Annotated in this window: 16 protein-coding genes; 10 read left to right on the plus strand and 6 right to left on the minus strand. The window is 55.0% G+C overall.

Features of this window, described 5'->3' with window-relative positions; genetic code table 11:
* Nucleotides 1-4 precede the first annotated feature (4 nt).
* The 4 genes from hemW to ntrC all read left to right on the plus strand — a co-directional run bounded on the left by hemW (nucleotide 5) and on the right by ntrC (nucleotide 5,456).
* The gene (gene hemW, locus FQ179_RS03155; protein ID WP_149395816.1) at nucleotides 5-1,207 is read left to right on the plus strand and encodes a radical SAM family heme chaperone HemW; all 1,203 of its coding nucleotides are present in this window, start codon (nucleotides 5-7) and stop codon (nucleotides 1,205-1,207) included.
* Between the two features lie 232 nt (nucleotides 1,208-1,439).
* Nucleotides 1,440-2,852 (plus strand): type I glutamate--ammonia ligase, encoded by a 1,413-nt coding sequence (gene glnA, locus FQ179_RS03160; RefSeq protein WP_149395817.1) that lies wholly within the window; start codon nucleotides 1,440-1,442, stop codon nucleotides 2,850-2,852.
* A gap of 67 nt (nucleotides 2,853-2,919) precedes the next feature.
* Nucleotides 2,920-3,972: a nitrogen regulation protein NR(II) gene (glnL, locus tag FQ179_RS03165; protein ID WP_149395818.1), complete on the plus strand. Its 1,053-nt coding sequence runs from the start codon at nucleotides 2,920-2,922 to the stop codon at nucleotides 3,970-3,972.
* Nucleotides 3,969-5,456, plus strand: a complete 1,488-nt coding sequence (ntrC, locus tag FQ179_RS03170; protein WP_149395819.1) for a nitrogen regulation protein NR(I) — start codon at nucleotides 3,969-3,971, stop codon at nucleotides 5,454-5,456. Before glnL ends, ntrC begins: the two co-directional genes overlap by 4 nt.
* A 268-nt stretch (nucleotides 5,457-5,724) precedes the next feature.
* On the opposite strand, the gene FQ179_RS03175 is transcribed toward ntrC, so the two are convergent.
* From FQ179_RS03175 to FQ179_RS03185, 3 genes are all read right to left on the minus strand, one after another.
* A complete protein-coding gene (locus FQ179_RS03175; RefSeq protein ID WP_149395820.1) occupies nucleotides 5,725-6,510 on the minus strand; it encodes an ABC transporter ATP-binding protein in 786 nt (261 codons plus the stop codon).
* 1 nt (nucleotide 6,511) lies between these two features.
* Nucleotides 6,512-8,116 (minus strand): iron ABC transporter permease, encoded by a 1,605-nt coding sequence (locus FQ179_RS03180; protein WP_149396882.1) that lies wholly within the window; start codon nucleotides 8,114-8,116, stop codon nucleotides 6,512-6,514.
* A gap of 218 nt (nucleotides 8,117-8,334) precedes the next feature.
* A complete protein-coding gene (locus FQ179_RS03185; protein WP_149395821.1) occupies nucleotides 8,335-9,384 on the minus strand; it encodes a Fe(3+) ABC transporter substrate-binding protein in 1,050 nt (349 codons plus the stop codon).
* Nucleotides 9,385-9,659: 275 nt separating this feature from the next.
* Between FQ179_RS03185 and FQ179_RS03190 the strand changes: the two genes are divergently transcribed.
* The 6 genes from FQ179_RS03190 (at nucleotide 9,660) to FQ179_RS03215 (ending at nucleotide 16,317) form a co-directional block, all read left to right on the plus strand.
* Nucleotides 9,660-10,439 (plus strand): ferredoxin--NADP reductase, encoded by a 780-nt coding sequence (locus FQ179_RS03190; protein WP_149395822.1) that lies wholly within the window; start codon nucleotides 9,660-9,662, stop codon nucleotides 10,437-10,439.
* A gap of 338 nt (nucleotides 10,440-10,777) precedes the next feature.
* Nucleotides 10,778-11,164 carry a Rid family detoxifying hydrolase gene (locus tag FQ179_RS03195; RefSeq protein WP_149395823.1) on the plus strand — a complete coding sequence of 129 codons (387 nt, stop codon included), beginning with the start codon at nucleotides 10,778-10,780 and terminating at the stop codon, nucleotides 11,162-11,164.
* 133 nt (nucleotides 11,165-11,297) lie between these two features.
* The gene (recG, locus tag FQ179_RS03200) at nucleotides 11,298-13,385 is read left to right on the plus strand and encodes an ATP-dependent DNA helicase RecG (protein ID WP_149396883.1); all 2,088 of its coding nucleotides are present in this window, start codon (nucleotides 11,298-11,300) and stop codon (nucleotides 13,383-13,385) included.
* Nucleotides 13,386-13,415: 30 nt separating this feature from the next.
* Nucleotides 13,416-14,372: a LysR substrate-binding domain-containing protein gene (locus FQ179_RS03205; protein ID WP_149395824.1), complete on the plus strand. Its 957-nt coding sequence runs from the start codon at nucleotides 13,416-13,418 to the stop codon at nucleotides 14,370-14,372.
* 95 nt (nucleotides 14,373-14,467) lie between these two features.
* Nucleotides 14,468-14,992: a Dps family protein gene (locus tag FQ179_RS03210; RefSeq protein ID WP_149395825.1), complete on the plus strand. Its 525-nt coding sequence runs from the start codon at nucleotides 14,468-14,470 to the stop codon at nucleotides 14,990-14,992.
* 203 nt (nucleotides 14,993-15,195) lie between these two features.
* The gene (locus FQ179_RS03215; protein WP_149395826.1) at nucleotides 15,196-16,317 is read left to right on the plus strand and encodes a branched-chain amino acid ABC transporter substrate-binding protein; all 1,122 of its coding nucleotides are present in this window, start codon (nucleotides 15,196-15,198) and stop codon (nucleotides 16,315-16,317) included.
* 346 nt (nucleotides 16,318-16,663) lie between these two features.
* On the opposite strand, the gene FQ179_RS03220 is transcribed toward FQ179_RS03215, so the two are convergent.
* Genes FQ179_RS03220 through ugpA form a run of 3 tightly spaced genes read right to left on the minus strand, consistent with a single transcriptional unit; the run spans nucleotide 16,664 to nucleotide 19,582 of the window.
* Complete coding sequence (locus FQ179_RS03220; protein ID WP_149395827.1) at nucleotides 16,664-17,749, minus strand: sn-glycerol-3-phosphate import ATP-binding protein UgpC; 1,086 nt, start codon at nucleotides 17,747-17,749, stop codon at nucleotides 16,664-16,666.
* A gap of 60 nt (nucleotides 17,750-17,809) precedes the next feature.
* Nucleotides 17,810-18,652, minus strand: a complete 843-nt coding sequence (ugpE, locus tag FQ179_RS03225; protein WP_149395828.1) for a sn-glycerol-3-phosphate ABC transporter permease UgpE — start codon at nucleotides 18,650-18,652, stop codon at nucleotides 17,810-17,812.
* Nucleotides 18,653-18,700: 48 nt separating this feature from the next.
* Complete coding sequence (gene ugpA, locus FQ179_RS03230; RefSeq protein ID WP_149395829.1) at nucleotides 18,701-19,582, minus strand: sn-glycerol-3-phosphate ABC transporter permease UgpA; 882 nt, start codon at nucleotides 19,580-19,582, stop codon at nucleotides 18,701-18,703.
* Between the last annotated feature and the right edge of the window lie 16 nt (nucleotides 19,583-19,598).

The raw sequence follows: 19,598 nt of genomic DNA on the forward strand, positions 1-19,598 counted from the left end.
CAACATGGAAAACCAGGTCCGCCGGCCCGGCGTTATACCGGGGCCGCAGGGGCGTCCGATTCTGGCGGTATCTCCGCCGCTCTCTTTATATGTGCATGTGCCCTGGTGTGTGCGCAAATGCCCCTATTGCGATTTCAACTCTCACGAGAAAAGCGGTGATCTGCCAGAAGAGCAGTATCTGGCAGCCCTGGAGGCTGATCTGGAGCAAGCCCTGCCGCTGGTATGGGATCGCCCTGTCGTCTCGATATTTATAGGCGGGGGCACGCCCAGCCTGTTGTCGGCCAGTGCGATAGACCGCATGATGACTTTGTTTCGGTCTTATCTGAACCTGGTGCCAGGCAGTGAAATTACCATGGAAGCCAACCCAGGAACGGTAGAGGCCGAGCGTTTCTCTGCGTATGCAGGCAGTGGTATTAATCGCATCTCGTTAGGCATACAAAGCTTTGATGACAGAGCGCTGGTCGCCCTGGGCCGTATCCATGATGGCAGGCAAGCCATGGAAGCCATAGAGATCGCGCAACGGGCGGTGTCGCGGGTGAATCTGGACATTATGTATGCACTGCCCGGACAAACCGTAGAGGCCTGCGAGCGCGACTTGCGTAAGGCTATGTCATTTGATACTGGCCATCTTTCGCTGTATCACCTGACTCTGGAACCCAATACCGTATTTGCCAAGTACCCGCCGCAGGTACCTGACGACGATACCAGCGCCGCCATGCAGGAGCTTATTACCGACGCAACCCAGGCGGGAGGGTGGGAGCGCTACGAAGTCTCAGCCTATGCCAAGCCGGGCGAGTACTGTGCCCATAACGTCAATTACTGGGAATTTGGCGACTACCTGGGCATAGGCCCTGGCGCTCACGGCAAGCTATCATTTCGCGACAAAATTGTTCGCCAGGCTCGGCTGAAAAACCCTGCGTCCTGGATGGAAAAAGCAGTAAAGCGCGATGGCAGCCATATCGCCGAGGATCGTGAGGTGCAATGGAAAGAGCTGGGTTTTGAATTTATGCTCAATGCCTTGCGCCTGAAGCACGGCGTTCCACGCAGCAGCTTTACCGAGCGTACCGGGCAGTCTCTGTATGCCATCGCTCCTGCCATGGAGCGTGCCATAGAGCGCGGTCTACTTGATGCTGACCCCATCCAGCTCAAGGCCACAGACCTGGGCTGGCGTTTTCTTAATGATTTACTGTCTGAATTTCTTGACTGACACACAGGCAGGCAGGGGCTTGTTGCGTACCCAATACATATTGATGCATTCAGATGCGTTTCGGTGCGCGCCACCATGCCGTCTGCACTACAATGTGCACCATTATGGTGCGTTACGCACTGCAATGGTGATTGGTGTTCGCTGGCCCAGGCAAATTACAGCCGCAAAAGTTGGCACAACAATTGCGTAATGCTGAATGTCTTACTTTGATTCCACTGGACCAGGAGCTTATATGTCCGCCCCCGAAGAACTCGTCAAACTGATTGCTGAGCGCGAAGTCGCTTTTGTTGATTTCCGCTTTACCGATACTCTTGGAAAAGAGCATCACCTTACCGTCCCCGCTCATACGGTAGACGAAGAAAAACTTGAAGCCGGTGTGGCTTTCGATGGATCATCGATTGCCGGGTGGAAGGGCATCGAAGCCTCTGACATGATGCTGGTGCCCGACCCTGAGTCAGCCCGTGTTGACCCGTTTCGTGAAGAGATCACACTTAACCTAACCTGCGATGTTGTCGAACCTTCTGACCTGAAGGGTTACAGCCGTGATCCGCGCTCATTGGCCAAACGTGCCGAAGCCTATTTGAAGTCTAGCGGTTTGGGCGACACGGCTTTTTTCGGCCCCGAGCCCGAGTTTTTTGTCTTTGACGGTGTTAGCTGGAACGACGACACGTCGGGCTGCTTCGTCAAGATTAAATCAGATGAAGGCCACTGGTCGCGGGCCTATGACACCGAGGGTGGCAACCAGGGGCATCGTCCGGGCCTGAAAGGTGGTTATGTACCTGTTTCGCCGATCGACTCTTTTCAGGACATGCGCTCTGAAATGTGTTTGTTGCTGGAGCAACAGGGTGTACCCGTAGAAATTCATCACCACGAAGTGGGTGGCGCCGGGCAGCTTGAGATCGGTACGCGCTTTAGCACACTGGTCAAGCGCGCAGACTGGAACCAGATCATGAAATACACCATACGCAATGTGGCGCATGTGTATGGCAAGACAGCGACGTTTATGCCCAAGCCCATTGTTGGTGACAATGGCTCTGGCATGCATGTACACCAGTCTATCTGGAAAGACGGTCAAAACCTTTTTGCTGGCAACGGCTACGCCGGGCTTTCTGAGTTTGCGCTGTTTTACATCGGCGGCATCATCAAGCACGCCAAGGCGCTCAATGCAATTACCAACCCTGGTACCAACTCGTACAAACGCCTGGTACCGCACTACGAGGCACCGGTAAAGCTGGCTTATTCGGCCCGTAACCGTTCAGCCTCCATCCGCATTCCATACGTCGGCAGCCCCAAGGGCCGACGCATCGAAGCCCGTTTTCCAGATCCGCTGGCTAATCCATACCTGGCTTTTTCAGCCCTGATGATGGCCGGCCTTGATGGCGTGCAGAACAAAATCCATCCGGGTGATCCTGCAGATAAAAATCTGTACGACCTGCCTCCAGAAGAAGATGCAAAAATCCCGACCGTGTGCGCATCACTCGAAGAGGCGGTGGCGGCGCTCGATCAAGACCGTGAGTTCCTGACGCGGGGTGGGGTATTTAGCAACGAAATGCTCGACGCCTACGTTGAACTCAAAATGGCTGAGATCACACGTTTGCGCATGACCACGCATCCGGTTGAATTTGACATGTATTACAGCCTTTGATGTACACGCTCCGGCCACGCGTTGACCAGTTTGATCGGGGGTGAGCATTACGTAGCCGGGGAACATCATGGATGTAGACAGTTTTGACCTGCTGTCATCCGCTATTTTGCTGCTGAACCGAAATGGGTTTATTGCCCATGCCAATACAGCGGCAGAAGAATTATTCGGATACTCGCGCCGACAACTGACCGGCATGGAGGCCTCCATGCTGTTTGGTGTCGACGAAGCGCTGGCCAACCGCCTGCCCGGCGCGATTGATGGGCAATTTGGTGTTTTGCGTCAAGATCTGGTGCTTGACCAGCGTGGCCAGCATGAAGCCATCAGCCTCACGCTGGTTCCGCTGGTTCAGCAACCTTGGGCGGCGCTTATTGAGGCCAGAGCCATCGAGCACCATATTTTGCTCGACCGTCATCAACAATTAGGCAATGAACTGGCCACGCAGCGCGAGTCATTCAGAAATCTTGCCCACGAAATCAAAAACCCTTTGGGCGGAATACGCGGCGCAGCGCAACTGCTTGAAGCCGAACTGGGCGAGCACACTGGCCAGCGTGAATATACTCAGGTCATTATTGCCGAGGTCGATCGTCTGGCCTCTTTGGTTGATCGCCTGATTTCACCCCAGGGAGGCGCGTTGCAGACGTCGCGCTTTAATATTCATGAGGTTTGCGAGCGGGTTTACCGTCTGGTGACCACAGAGTTTCCCGAAGTTGAGTGCGTACGTGATTATGACGCCTCGGTGCCTGAGCTAACCGGCGATTTCTCACGGCTGCTGCAGGCTTTGCTAAACATTATGCGTAATGCGGCACAGGTACTCGTCGAGTCAACCTGGATGCAATCTGGTCGGTTAACCCTGCGTACACGAGTAGGGCGGCAATTGCTGATGAATGGTCGCCAGGTTCGTATGGGTGTGATTGTTTCGGTTATTGATAATGGCCCGGGCGTGCCGCCGGCACTTCACGACAAGGTGTTTCATCCTTTGGTCACGGGGCGGGCCAACGGCACCGGGCTGGGTTTAAGCCTGGCGCAAGAATTCGTTTTGCAGCATGGCGGGGCGCTCGAGTTTGATTCACGACCCGGTAGCACCACGTTTCGGATATTGCTGCCACTGGAGAACGCATGACGACCGTATGGATAATCGACGACGATCAGAGCATACGCTGGGTGCTTGAAAAGGCACTGGGCCGTGTTTCGATACCGGTACGCAGTTTTGCGCAGGGTAAAGATGTGCTGGCTGCGTTGGAGGAGAGCACGCCATCGGTTTTAGTGACCGATATTCGCATGCCGGGTATTGATGGGCTAAGCCTGCTTCATCGTATTAAACAGATGCATCCTGAGCTGCCGGTTATTGTTATGACGGCATTTACCGATTTGAACAGCACTGTAGCCGCGTTTCAAAAAGGTGCATTTGACTACCTGCCTAAACCTTTTGATGTGAACGCGGCTGTCGCACTGATACAACGGGCATTGCAGACGGCGTACGACGCAGGGAACATCGCTGAGGCAGCGCAGCAGTTTGAGAGTGGCACCGCCGACGCTGACCAGCAAACGGCTCGTGCTGCGGGCAAAGCAGTTGGTGCTGAACGCGTCATGCTGCATTCCAGTGCACCGGCCATGCAGGAAGTGTTTCGGGCCATTGGGCGGCTTGCTTCGTCCAACGTAACTGTGCTTATTACCGGTGAGTCAGGTACTGGCAAAGAGTTGATTGCCCGCGCATTGCATGAGCACAGTGCACGGAGCAAGAGGCCTTTTGTTGCACTAAATACTGCGGCTATTCCCAAAGACCTGCTGGAGGCTGAGCTGTTTGGCCATGAACGTGGCGCTTTTACGGGTGCGACGCAGCAACGTCGTGGGCGGTTTGAAGAGGCCCGGCAGGGGACGCTGTTTCTTGATGAAATCGGCGACATGCCCTTTGAATTGCAGACACGTTTGTTGCGCGTGCTGGCTGAAGGAAGTTTTTATCGAGTGGGCGGCTCAGAGCCAGTAGAAGCCGATGTACGTATTGTGGCGGCAACGCATCAGCCGCTGGAACAGCGAGTGGCTGAGGGGCGTTTCCGGGAAGACCTGTTTCATCGTCTGAATGTTATTCGTTTGCGCCTGCCGCCATTGCGTGAGCGCAAAGCGGATATTGCTGGGCTGGTTGATCGGTTTATGCACAATAGTGCAGAAGACCTTGGCGTGGCCCTGCGTCGACTCACCCCTGCCGCATTGGAAGCGCTAACCGCTTTCGACTTTCCGGGTAATATCCGCCAGCTCGAAAATTTTTGCCAATGGCTTACGGTAATGTCGCCGGGCCAGGTTATTGAAACCAAAGATTTGCCGCCTGAGGTACTTTCGCACACTGCGCCTGCCACGCAGGTTCTTAAAGATGTTGTACCGGTAAATCAGGCATGTGATGACTGGCTGAACTTGCTAAGCCAGGAAACCCAGGCCCGCCTGGCGCGCAACGAGCCTGCCATCATGGCGGCCATGACCAGACAGTTTGAACGCGTATTGATTGAAGCCGCATTGGCGCAAAGCCGGGGAAGACGCATCGAAGCCGCGCAGCGCCTGGGCATAGGGCGCAATACGCTTACTCGAAAGTGTACTGAGCTGGGACTAGAGTAGGGTAAACCGTTCTGCCTTTACTCTGGCGCAGTGAGAATGTGTGGTGTGTATTTTTGGAAGAGGCCTGTCGACGTTATCTGGACGGTTATTGCATTTATGACTGGACACGCCAGGCCTGCTTGTGAGGTGCGCAGAGTAGCGATACCATCAGCAGCAAGGTCGTGCTGAAGTGAATGGGGGGGGCGGCACAATGCCGCGCTTGAGTACTGCTGGAGTCCTCGCCGTTTCTGCGCCAAGTGGCAACCGACAGACGAAGACGGTATAAATGTTAGCGGCTAGCTTCGCCGCGCAAATACGCTTGCGCCCGTTGCGCCATTAAGGCCTCGCGCCGGATAAAATTCTCGACAAATGTGTCAGCCGGTGCGTGGTGCAGCGCATAAGGCGTGTCCCACTGAACCAGTGTGCCGTTTTTCATTACGCCTATGCGGTCAGCGATGGCAAATGCTTCAGCTTGGTTGTGCGTGACCAGCAGCGCGGTATGACCGGTTCTTTTGAGGATGTCGCGCACCTCGAAGGCTAGATGCTCGCGGGTGTCGATATCAAGATTGGAGAAAGGCTCGTCCAGCAGTAACAGCTCGGGCTCAGGCGCCAGCGCCCTGGCGAGGGCGATGCGCTGTTGCTGGCCGCCAGACAGTTCATGGGGATAGCGATGGCGTGAACCTTCAAGGCCAATAAGAGTAAGCAGCTCGGCAACTCGGGCACGGCGGCGCTCGCTGGGCCAGCGGCGCAGCCCGAAGCCAATGTTTTTTTCTACGGTCAGATGGGGAAAGAGGGCGTAATCTTGAAACATCATGCCCACTTTGCGCTGTTCTGGTGGCACCAGATGTTGCTGACTGGACAGAGACACGTCATCCAGCCAGATACTGCCCTGGCGCAGCGGTTCAAACCCGGCGATGGCGCGTAATACAGTGGTTTTTCCGCAGCCCGAAGCCCCGAGCAGACAACCAATACACCCTTTTTCGAGATGCAGGTTTAGCCCCTGCACGGCCGGTACCAGGCCGTGGTCGGTTTTATAAGATAGAGAAATACCTTCAAGGCGAAGCAGATCAGACATTCTAGTGATTCAGTTTGAATTGGGTTCGGGCAAGCAGTACGACCGGGAGTAAACCCGCAAGCACAATGCCCAATGCTGCCACCGCACCTTCTTCGTAAGTGCCGCGGGCTGCTTCGGCATACAGCCAGGTTGCAAGCGTTTCAAAATTGACCGGGCGCAATAATAGCGTGGCTGGTAGCTCTTTCATGGTATCTACAAAAACCAGCAAGGCCGCAGCGCCCAGTGCCGGACGCAGCAGGGGAAGATGTATTCGACGCAAAGTGCCTGCAGGGGTTTCACCCAGCAGCCGGGCCGCCTGTTCCATGGATGGCGGTATGCGGGCCAGACCCGCCTCGATGCTGCCGATAGATATGGCCAGAAAACGGATGACATAGGCGCAAACCAATGCTGTGCCTGTCCCCATGAGTATAAGGCCTGGATCAGCGTAGCCGAATGCTTGCCAAATAGTGGACCCCAGGCGGTCGATGAGCATAATAGGCGTCATCAGACCGATGGCGAGTACCGTGCCGGGGATGGCGTAGCCCGAACTGGCTACACGGGCACATGCCCGCATGAGGTTGTGGGCAGACCCGGAGCGTGCGGAGCGCGCCACCCAGGCGACAGTGAGCCCGCACAGTAGGGTGACGACGGTGGCAATGAGTGCAATGGAGACCGTGTTCCATGCGCTGCGTATTAGTTGATCGGAAACTGAGCCCGTGGTGCGTAAGTGTTTGATGCTTGCATCGAGCAGATAAATGGCGGGTGCAATAAAACCAATGATGACGGGAAACCAGGCCAAAGCACAGGCAATCAGGCCGCGCATGCCTTTTAGCCTGGTGGGCCGCACCACGCGCGAACGCTGGGTGCCTGCAAACCGTTGACGTCTGCGGCCATGGCGTTCGGCAATAATAATTACCGCAACAATGGCAAGCATGGCAAGTGCGATTTGTGCGGCGCCTGCCAGATCGTTACGCGTTACCCACGTTGTATAGACAGACACCGTGAGTGTTTGTACGCCCAGAAATTCTGAGGCACCAATGTCGTTAAGCGTTTCGAGCAGCGCAAGACTTACGCCAATGGCGATGGCCGGTCGGGCCATGGGCAGAGCAACGCGATAAAACGTGCTGCGACTGCTTTCGCCAAGTACGCGCGCGGCCTCAAGCAAGCTGGCTGATTGCGTTACAAACATGACGCGCGTGCTGAGATAAACGTAGGGGTACAGCACAAAGCCCAGAAGAAAGATGGCGCCGGGCAGCGAGCGCAGATCAGGCAGGCGGAACTGGCGCGGGCTGGTATACCCGAGCACGTCGCGGATGAGTGTTTGGACCGGGCCTATGGGGTGCAGAATGTCTAGGTAGGCAAACGCCACGATGTAAGTAGGCACGGCAAGTGGCAGCAGTAGCGCCCAAGCTGCCGTTTGGCGCGACGGAAAATCGAAGGCGGTAACCAGCCATGCGCTACCCACACCCAGACAGGTGACCAGAACACCGGTGCCGGCCAGCAGCAGCACCGTATTGAGAAACGCGGTGGGCAGCACAAACTGAAACAGATGTGCCCAGTGCTCGGTGCCGCCTTGCAGCGCAAACCACGCGAGCGCCACAATAGGCCCTAATACACTTGCGGCAATGCATAGCGCGGCCCCACGACCCGCGCGAGCTGAGACTGTGCGTGAAAGCCCCCTTGCAACTCGACAGGCGAGAGAGGGGGCAGCGAGTTGGCCACGCGTATGAGAAGCCGTATTCAGTTTGTTGCCTGCAAAAAAAACATTAGCCAGATACTGCCGGCGTGCCGGCGGGTGTCTGGCTGAGACCAAGGGGGCCGGGCTTAGCCCGGCCGAAGCCTGTATTAATTATTGAACCCGACCTTATCGACCAGTTCGCTGGCCTGCTTGCGATGTTTTGCGATTTCGGTCAGGGGAAGTGGGTCAATGACCAACTCACCAAAGCTTGCAACAACGGGGTCTAGCTTGACACCCGCTTTTACAGGGTATTCATAGTTGGCCATGGCGTACATGCTTTGGGCTTTTTCGGAGACCAGGTATTCGAGCAGCTTGATTGCATCGTCGCGATGTGGAGCGTGCTTGGCCAAGGCTGCGCCGGAAATATTAACATGCGTGCCCTTGCTTTTTTCGGCAGCAAAGGTTGGGCGCACGACCTTGATGGCTTCGCCCCATTTGTACGCATCGCTATCAGGTTTGGCGTTTTTCATGCGGCCAACATAATACGCATTGGCAATGCCGATGTCGCAGATACCGCCCAGAATGTCGCGTGCTACGTCGCGGTCGCCACCTGTTGCCGGGCGGCCTAGGTTGGCTTTGACGCCTTTCAACCATTTTTCGGTGGCTGCTTCGCCGTTATGGGCGATCATGGCGGCGATGAGTGCCGTGTTGTAGGGGTGCTGGCCTGAGCGTATGCATACCTTGCCTTTCCATTTGGGATCGGCGAAGTCTTCGTAATGGATGGCATCGACATTAACGTCGGTGGCTACATAGGCAACGCGGTCGCGTAGCGAAAGCGTATACCATTGATTATCAGCGCCGCGAAGATTGGCTGGGATGGCTTCGCGAAGCACGGCAGAGTCTACTGGCTGGGTGATACCTGCCTCGACCAGATCAAGCAGATTGCCGATGTCAACCGTCATGAGCAGGTCGGCAGGCGATTTGTCGCCTTCGGCCTTGACGCGCTCTATGAGGCCATCTTTGACAAAGACCGTATTGACCTGAACGCCAGTATCTTTGGTGAACTGGTCAAGCAAGGGTTGAATGAGCTGGGGCTCACGTGTGGTGTAAAGGCTGACCTCGGCAGCAGAAGCGGCACCGGCCAGCGCGGTGAACACGAGTGAGCTGGATACGATTGCTGCGCGAAGCAAGGGGCGCGGCGTTAATTTGAAACGCATATAAAATAGACTCCTGCGGGGTATACGGTAATGAAGAATACAGGCCTGAAGCAGGCCGGTATGGTTTAAACCAGAATGATTCTCATGTAAGATACGCAAAAGATACCAGACTCTGCGGCGTCGTTCAACTGTTTGTAAGGCTTCAAACTACAAGTTTTTGCAGGTTTTCTTGATCTAAGTTGAATTGGCTGCATTTTCATCGAAATATGGCCTTGAAAAAGCCCCAGCCCAACGTAATATGGCGGTAATACTTTCCGCCTCTAAATACTATAGACATGGCAGCATTTAATACTGAGCAAGTCCTGAGCGTTCGTCACTGGAACGACACTTTATTTTCCTTCAGAACCACGCGTGATCCAGCGCTTAGGTTCCATAACGGCCATTTCGTTATGCTGGGCCTTGAGGTCGAAGGCAAGCCGCTTATGCGTGCCTACAGCATTGCCAGCGCCAACTACGAAGAAAACCTCGAGTTTTTAAGTATTAAGGTGCAAAACGGGCCGCTCACTTCACGCTTGCAGCATCTGAAAGTAGGTGATTCGGTGCTGGTCAGCCGAAAGCCGGTCGGAACGCTGGTGGTCGATGACCTTAAGCCCAATGCCCGCAATCTGTACCTGTTTGCGACGGGTACAGGCCTTGCACCGTTCATGAGCATCATCAAAGACCCTGAGGTCTACGACCGGTTTGAAAAAATCGTTCTGGTGCATGGTGTGCGTTTCAAGAGTGAGCTGGCTTATTCAGACTTCATTCAAAACGAATTGCCAAACAACGAGTTTTTTGGCGATGTGGTTCGTGAAAAGTTGCTGTACTACCCCACGGTCACACGTGAGGCGTTTACCAACGAAGGGCGCATAACCAAAGCGGTAGAAAGCGGCGAGCTGGTTCAAAAGCTGGGCCTGCCTCAAATCGATCCCGTTTTAGACCGTGCCATGCTGTGCGGCAGCCCCGCCATGCTGACCGACACCAGTTCCATGCTTGAGCGTCTGGGCTTCAAAGTGTCGCCCGGGGTAGGGCAACCCGGTGATTACGTCATTGAGCGCGCTTTCGTCGATAAGTAATCGGCATTGCCAGGTTCCTCACGCAGCAGGCCCGATACCGGGCCTGCGCTGCATTGACATGTGCGCGTGTGCGCTGCACCTTCGGGCCTGAGCAGTGGCATGCCCACCTAAATCGGCGGCACGTGTCGTACGTGCCACAGTAGTGCTTAGGTCGCCGCATAGCGTTTCGGCCTTCATAAGCGTCTGCAAGCCTCTTTCTCTTTGCTCTTGAGCTGCCCCAATAATTGATGGGCGTCGTTCAGGTGTTGTTTGCATACTAGGGGGGGGCTTTTAACTTTAGCTATAGAAGACTAAAATCCGATAGTCATTGTGACTTTTTCGACTATCCAAGGCTTCTCATGACTAAAGAAATCATCCATACCGATGCTGCCCCCGCCGCTGTGGGGCCTTACGCCCAGGCCGTTGCTGTTCACGGTGGCAAAACTGTTTTCCTGTCAGGTCAGATCGGCCTGGAACCGGGCTCCGGCGAGCTGGTTTCCGAAAATTTTGAAGGCCAGGTGCGCCAGTCGTTTGCCAACATGAAGGCTGTCATCGAAGAGGCTGGCGGCACGCTCGACAATATCGTCAAACTTACCCTGTTTCTCACTGACCTCAGCAAGTTTGCCAGTGCCAATGCCATCATGGCCGACATTATTCCGCAGCCTTATCCGGCTCGCTCCACCATAGGGGTGGCCAGCCTGCCCAAGGGCGCGCAGTTCGAGGTTGAAGCCATCGTTGTGATCTGATCGCGATAAGCGTGTCAACGTTTCTTGTGTTCTATGTCAGTGTGCCGGCCTGCGTCGGGAGTCCAGCGTGAGCACGGGCTCCACGTCAAAAGCACAAAAATCAGCACCGTCTGTGCGGCAAGAACAAGGTTCTGTGGCACGCAAGTCGGCTAAAGGCGCAGCAGTACCTTCAGCGGGCAAGGCCAGCACTGGTAGTTTGGTTGAACGCAGGCTGGCCCGACTAGGTTTGCATCAGCCCGCTGACTTTATCGTTCACCTGCCGATACGCTACGAAGATGAAACCCGTATCGTGCCGATTGCCGCAGTAGTGCCAGGCACGACGGCGCAGGTAGAGGGCGAAGTCATTCGTAGCGAGGTTGAGTTCCGGTCTCGGCGGCAACTGCACGCGCTCATCCAGGACGAAAACGGCGACCAGTTGGCACTGCGCTGGTTGCATTTTTACCCTAGTCAGCAAAAGCAGCTTGCTGTCGGAAATTGCGTACGGGTCAGGGGTGAGGTTCGCAGCGGTTTTGGCGGCAGTGAAATGGTGCATCCTAAAGTTTCGGTGGGCGGTCGCCCATTGGCTTCGGCGCTGACCCCTGTTTATTCCACTACAGACGGCCTGTCACAGGCCAGCTTGCGCAAGGCCATTGATACGGCGTTGGGGCGTGCCGATTTGTCTGACACCCTGCCAGACGAAGTATGCAGTCAGTACGGGTTGATCCCGTTTCGTCAGGCCATACGGGTGCTGCATCATCCACCCGCTGACGTCTCCTGTGCCGATCTTGCCGAGCGCGAGCACCCAGCCTGGCGTCGCATCAAATTTGACGAGCTGCTGGCCCAGCAGTTGTCATTGGCGGCGGCAAGGGCTGCACGCCGCAGCCAGCAGGCACGCCCGTTGGCCAATGTGGGGCATGCTTTGCTGCAAGGCTTGCGCTCCAGCTTGCCCTTTACGCTCACTGCCGCGCAAGAGCGTGTGATCAATGAAATTTCCGCTGATTTATCGCGCTCATTTCCTATGCACCGCTTATTGCAAGGCGATGTCGGCAGCGGCAAGACCATTGTTGCGGCCTTTGCAGCGGCGCAGGCGATAGCCAGTGGTAGCCAGGCCGCCATCATGGCGCCCACTGAAATTCTTGCCGAACAGCACTTTAGTAAGCTGTCTGCATGGTTGCAGCCCCTGGGCGTCAACGTGGCCTGGCTGGCCGGAAGTCTGGCCGGCAAGGCCCGTAAGGCAAGTATGGCTGCGGCAGAGTCGGGTGAGGCCCAGCTCGTTGTAGGCACGCAAGCGCTTATTCAGGACAAAGTGGTGTTTTCCAGTTTGGGTTTGGTCATTCTGGATGAGCAGCACCGCTTTGGCGTGGGTCAGAGGCTGCAGTTAAACCGCAAAGGCGAAGAAAACATAGGACGGCAGGCGTATATACCGCACCAGCTCAACATGAGTGCAACGCCCATACCCCGCACCCTTGCGATGACGTTTTTTGCCGACCTTGATGTGTCGGCCATTGATGAGTTGCCGCCCGGACGCAGCCCGGTGCTGACCAAACTGATTGCAGACAGCCGTCGGCCAGAAGTGCTCGCCAGCGTGGCGGCCGAAGTCAGGCTGGGTAGGCAGGCTTATTGGGTCTGCCCCCTGGTTGAAGAAAGCGAAGCCTTGCAGCTGCAAACTGCCGTCGATACCCATGCCAGGTTGGCTGCGGCACTGCCTGATGTGCGGATAGGGCTGATACACGGCAAGCTGCCTGCCAATGAAAAGCAGGCGGTCATGCAGCGCTTTCGTGATGGCGATATTGACGTACTGGTGGCCACAACGGTGATCGAAGTAGGCGTCGATGTGCCCAATGCCTCGTTAATGATTGTTGAACACGCCGAACGCTTTGGCCTGGCACAGCTGCATCAGCTAAGAGGGCGGGTTGGGCGTGGTACACGCGAATCAGTGTGTGTGTTGATGTACCTGGCGCCTCTTAGCATGATTGCACGGCAGCGGCTGCGCGCCATGTATGAAACGACAGACGGTTTTGAAATAGCCCGTCGCGATCTTGAACAACGCGGGCCCGGCGAGTTTCTGGGGGTACGGCAGTCGGGCCAGGAGCTGCTGCGATTTGCCAGCCTCGAAACCGATGCGCAACTGGTGGCTCAGGCGCGCGAAGCAGCTTCAATGCTGCGCGATCATTACCCAAAACATGCGCAGGCGCACCTGCAGCGATGGATGCGCGGCCGTCAAGACTTTCTGCGTAGCTGATATGGCATGTTTTTTTGAGAAGAAAACCTTATGACTCTGACTGAACTGAAATACATCGTCGCGGTTGCACGTGAAAGGCACTTTGGTCGCGCCGCAGAAGCGTGCTTTGTCAGCCAGCCTACGCTTTCGGTGGCCATACGCAAACTGGAGGATGAGCTGGGGGTTATTCTGTTTGAACGGGGTGGCACCGAGGTGGGGGTTACGCCCATAGGTCTGCGTGTCGTGGCGCAGGCTCAGCGCGTGCTGGAAGAGTCTGCAAACTTGCGTGAAATTGCCCGGCAGGGTCATGACCCGTTGGCTGGGCCTTTGCGTGTGGGCGTTATCCATACAATCGGGCCTTATCTATTACCGCGGTTGGTGCCTACCGAAATTGAATTAACGCCGCAAATGCCGTTGTTGCTGCAAGAAAATTTTACGACGCGTCTGCTTGAGTTGCTGCGCCAGGGCGAAATCGACTGCGCCATTGTGGCCTTGCCCTTACCTGACTCCGGGTTTGTATTACACCCTTTGTACGACGAGCCTTTTGTGGTGGCCGTTTCCCACAATCATCCACTGGCGAAGAAAAAAGAGCTTGATGCTGCTGCCCTTAAAGAAGAGACCATGCTGCTGCTGGGCGCTGGCCATTGCTTTCGGGATCAGGTGCTTGAAGTGTGCCCCGAATTTTCTCGCTACTCGGCAGCCAGCGAAGGCATACAGCGTACGTTTGAAGGCTCTTCGCTGGAGACCATCCGGCATATGGTGGCTGCCGGAGTAGGGGTGACCGTGCTGCCGGCCAGTTCGCTATCTATGCCGGGTCTCGAGAACCAATTGCTTACTTATATACCGTTCAAAAAACCTGTACCCGACAGGCGCGTGGTGCTCGTTCACCGCAAAAGTTTTCCTCGGCCTGCTGCCATCGCGGCGCTTATTCATGCCATTCATGCGTGTAATTTGCCTGGCGTCAATTACCTGGATGTGCCGTTGGTTGAGGTGGCCGAAGCGGGCTAAATAAAGCATCTGCGTTATTGCGATAGATCCAAACATTGGTATTTTTGTTGTGGTATTCTCGATTGACTGATTCACTCTAGAATGGAGCAAAAACTATGGCTAAAGCAAGTAAACTCGAAAGCAGCCTACTGGCACAGGCAAGCACCAAGGGCTTGACCATCGATATCGGTCTTACAGACAAAGAGCGCGCTACCGTTGCTGCTGAATTGTCAAAAATGCTGGCTGACTCTTACACGCTTTACCTGATGACGCATAATTTTCACTGGAACGTCACCGGCCCACTGTTCAATACCCTGCATCTCATGTTCATGAATCAGTACACCGAAGAGTGGCAGGCTCTTGACAGCATCGCCGAGCGTATCCGTGCACTGGGTCTTTACGCACCCGGCACGTATGCTGAATACGCCAAATTGTCGTCCATTACTGAACCCAGCGAGGTTCCCGCTGCCGAAAAAATGATCGAGCTGCTGCTCAAGGGTAACGAAGCCGTCGCAAAGACAGCGCGTGCCGCACTCAAGAAAGCAGATGAAGCTGGCGACGACCCCACGGTTGATCTGCTTACTCAGCGTCTTGACATACACGAAAAAAATGCCTGGATGCTGCGCAGTCTTCTGCAGTAAGCGGCTACGGCCACACATGTATCAACCCCAATAGTTGTTCTTGGCCTGGGTCAAGCCGGGGCTGCACCAAACCCTTGAAGCGGTTCAGACCCTCAAGGGTTTTTCTATATTTCACACGCTAGAGAAAACCCTGAAAAGCTGTGCTTGTATATTGGTTTTTGGGTGTTTTCGTGTATGCTTGGCGCGTACATTTAGGAGGGTATATGAAACTTCGTTTTTCCCCCATTGCTGCTGCCGTAGGGCTGGCTGCCGGCATGGTCATGTCGTCTGGCGCATTTGCCGATACCATTAAAATTGCTGTGGCCGGCCCCTTTACCGGTGCGCTGACACAATACGGCTCCATGGTAAAAGAGGGCGTCGACACGGCTATTGAGCAGATCAATGCCAGTGGTGGCGTGCTGGGCAAGCAGCTTGAAGCAGTATCTATCGATGATGGTTGCGAGCCCAAGCAAGGCCCCGTGGTTGCCAACCGTGTTGTTAATGACAAAATTCATTACGTCGTTGGCCATGTGTGCTCAGGCGCCACTATTGCCGCCACCGATATTTACAATAATGAAGGTGTGGTCATGGTTACGCCATCTGCCACGTCTCCTGCCGTCACTGATGGTAAAAATTACGAGATGATTTTCCGTACCATTGGTCGTGATGACCAGCAAGGTCCGGCTGCCGCAAAATTCATCGTAGACAACATCAAACCATCCAAGGTAGCCGTGCTGCATGACAAGCAGTCGTACGGCCAGGGCATTGCCAGCGCAGTCAAGAAAGATCTTGAAGCGGCCGGTATTAATGTCGTACTTTTCGAAGGTATTAACGCCGGTGACAGCGACTACTCGGCTGTCATTACCAAGCTCAAGAGCGCCGGGGTTGACTTTGTTTATTACGGTGGCTATCACCCCGAAATGGGTCTATTGCTGCGCCAGGGGGCCGAGCAAGGCCTTAAAACGCAGTTTATGGGGCCTGAGGGCGTGGGCAACCCAGACATCAACGCCATTGGCGGTGCATCGGTAGATGGCATGCTGGTTACATTACCGGCCGACTTTACCGCTGATGAAGGCAACGCTGCTATTGTCAAAGCCTTTAAAGACAAAGGTCGCGACCCAAGTGGTGCGTTCCAGCTAACGGCTTATTCGGCAACCAAAGCCATTGCTGACGGCATTACCGGTGCGGGTGCTGATGACCCCATCAAGGTGGCTGATTACCTGCATGCCAACTCAGTCAAGACCCCTATCGGCGAGATTTCCTGGAACAAACAGGGTGACCTCAACGACTTTAAATTTGATATTTTTGTGTGGCACAAAGACGGTAGCAAGTCCGTCTACAAGTAAGTTATCTGTACGCTTCAGGCGCGCGCTGCGGGCCTGAGCAACAACACCCCTGGCCCTGGGTTTCAACCCAGGCCAGGGGTGTTTTAGTTGATATCGTTGCAAATAGTTGTGCGTTGAGCCGCTGAGTGTTCGCCCCGATATACTACACAAGGCGGGTGCTGGTGCGGGCTGAGAAAAAGCAGGCAGAAACGATGAGCGAGGCGCTGCAGCAGGCACTAAGGGCCTGTCTTTGCCCTAGCTAAAAGGGGCACCAGCCGACAGCGGCGCTAATCGTTTCGGCTTAAAGGCGCGAAGCAACCTGATTTAATTTGAGCCGTGTAAGCGGGTCACAAGCTGCTTGAATGGATTAGTCTTCAATGCGCTTGCTGGTTTCTGGGTCGAACCAATGCAACTGGTGGATGCCATCAGGGCCCATTTGTATGGCTTCGCCGATATGCAGCGGGTTTTCGCGGGTGACGCCAATAGGGCAGCGCAACACAACTGGAATGTCGCCGCGGCGGCCGTGGATAAGCTGCTCAGAGCCTAAGATTTCGATCATTTCAATATTGACGGTAATGCCTTTGGTATGCAGGCTTATATGCTCGGGCCGAATACCCAGAACCACCTTTTTGTTGGCCAGGTGCTCAGGCACCATGTCAGGTGAAAAATCGAGCAGCACACCGTCGGCATCTAACACACGTCGCTGGGCATCGACCTGTACCGGGATCAAGTTCATGGGTGGCGCGCCGATAAAGCTGGCCACGAACATGGAGGCGGGCTTTTCAAACACCTCAACGGGTGTGCCGATTTGCTCGGGTACGCCTTTGTTCATGACCACCATGCGCTGTGCCAGCGTCATGGCCTCAACCTGGTCGTGTGTGACATACAGGCTTGTCGTGCCCAACCGGTGATGCAGTCTTTGGATCTCAAGACGCATTTGCACCCGCAACTTGGCGTCCAGGTTGGACAGCGGCTCGTCAAACAAGAACACCTTGGGGTCGCGCACAATGGCCCTGCCCATGGCGACACGCTGGCGCTGACCGCCTGACAATTGGCCTGGGCGGCGGTCTAACAGTAGTGACAGCTCAAGAATTTTGGCGGCGTTATCGACGCGATCTTTAATTTCAGTTTTGCTGAGCTTGCGTATTTTCAGGCCGTAAGCCATGTTTTCATAAACGCTCATGTGGGGGTAGAGCGCGTAATTTTGAAACACCATGGCAATGTCACGCTCAGCGGGCTCAAGGTCGTTAACGACCTTGTCGCCGATACAGATCTCGCCACCGGTAACGCTTTCAAGCCCGGCCACCATGCGCATTAGGGTAGATTTGCCGCAGCCTGATGGCCCAACGATAACGATGAATTCGCCGTCGGCAACCTCCATGTTGATGCCGTGAATAACGGCAACACCGCCCGGATAAGTTTTGGTGACGTTGCGAAAGCTTAAAGTAGCCATGTGTGATTCCAGTTTTTGTATTCAGTACCGTGTCGCGAATGAAAGCAGTGACAGACCCGTTTATTTTTCGGCGTCGACCAGGCCTTTGACAAACCATCTTTGCATGAAAACCACGACGGCAACCGGCGGAATCATGGCCAGCAGGGCGGTTGCCATGACCAGATTCCACTCGGTGACACTGTCGCCGCCGGCAATCATGCGCTTGATGCCGATGACAACGGGGTACATGTTTTCTTGGGTGGTGATAATAAGCGGCCAGAGGTATTGGTTCCAGCCGTAAATAAATTGAATGACAAACAGGGCTGCGATACTGGTGCGCGATAGTGGCAGCAGGACGTCCCAGAAGAAGCGCATAGGGCCGGCACCGTCAATGCGTGCGGCCTCGACCAGTTCGTCAGGTACGGTCATGAAAAACTGGCGAAAAAGAAATGTAGCGGTTGCCGAGGCAATGAGCGGCAGTGTAAGCCCAGCATACGTGTTGAGCATGCCCAGGTCGGCCACCACCTGATAAGTGGGCGCGATACGCACTTCGACCGGAAGCATCAGCGTGACGAAGATCATCCAGAAAAAGAACATGCGGAACGGAAAGCGGAAATACACGACGGCGAATGCCGAAAGTATGGAGATGACGATTTTGCCGATGGCAATGACCAGCGCCATGACAGTACTGATCCACATCATGCGTGCCACTGGCGGCGTGTTGACTGCCTCACCGAACAGCACGGTACGGTAGTTTTCAAAGAAGTGGCTGCCCGGAATTAACGACATGGGCGCCTGCGCGACTTCTTGCGCCGTCTGGGTCGACGCAACAAATGTCACATAAAGGGGGAAGGCGATGATCGCCACGCCCACAATAAGAATGATGTGGGTAACGATATCCAGTACGGGGCGACGTTCGATCATGGCAGATTTTTTCTTTGCAGGCTGGGTGGAAAGGTGCGCGAACCTGAATCAGTAATTGACGCGACGGTCTATAAAGCGGAACTGGACGACGGTAAGTGCCACGACGATCAGCATAAGAACGACAGATTGTGCGGCCGACGACCCAATATCCAGCCCTTTGAAGCCAGCGTTGTAAACCTTGTAAACAAGAATGGAGGTGCTGTCGCCCGGACCGCCCTGCGTCATGATGTCGATAATGGCAAACGTGTCGAAGAACGCGTAAATGACATTGATGACCAGCAAAAAGAACGTAGTGGGTGACAACAGGGGGAAGACGATAGTCCAGAAACGCCGCATGGGGCTGGCGCCATCAATGGCAGCCGCTTCGATGAGCGAGCGTGGAATGGACTGCAAGCCAGCAAGAAAAAACAGAAAGTTATACGAAATTTGCTTCCAGACCGATGCCAGTACGACGAGAATCATGGCGTGGTCGGAATTTAGGCGGGGGTTCCAGGCTATACCGAGGTCGTTCAGGTACACCGCAAGCACCCCGACCGAAGGCGAAAAAAGAAACAACCAGAGCACACCAGCCACTGCAGTAGCAACAGCATAGGGCCAGATGAGCAATGTTTTATAAACGTTTGCTGCCTTGACGACGCGGTCGGCCAGGGTTGCCAGCAATAGCGAAATACTTAATCCGAGTACGGCAACCAGAAGCGAGAATACCGCCGTTGTCTTGAACGACTGCATGTACTCTTGGCTGTTAAAGAGCTCGGTAAAATTGGAAAGACCCACAAAGGTCGATGACAGACCAAATGGGTCTTCCAGGCGAAATGATTGCCACATGGCCTGCCCGGCGGGCAGGAAGAAAAACACGACCGTAATGGCAAGCTGTGGCAACAACAGCAGGTACGGGAGTGTTTTGTGCTTGAATACGACGCGTTTTTCCATGTGGCGATTTTATACT

Source organism: Pusillimonas sp. ANT_WB101 (assembly GCF_008369125.1).
GTDB lineage: Bacteria > Pseudomonadota > Gammaproteobacteria > Burkholderiales > Burkholderiaceae_B > Allopusillimonas.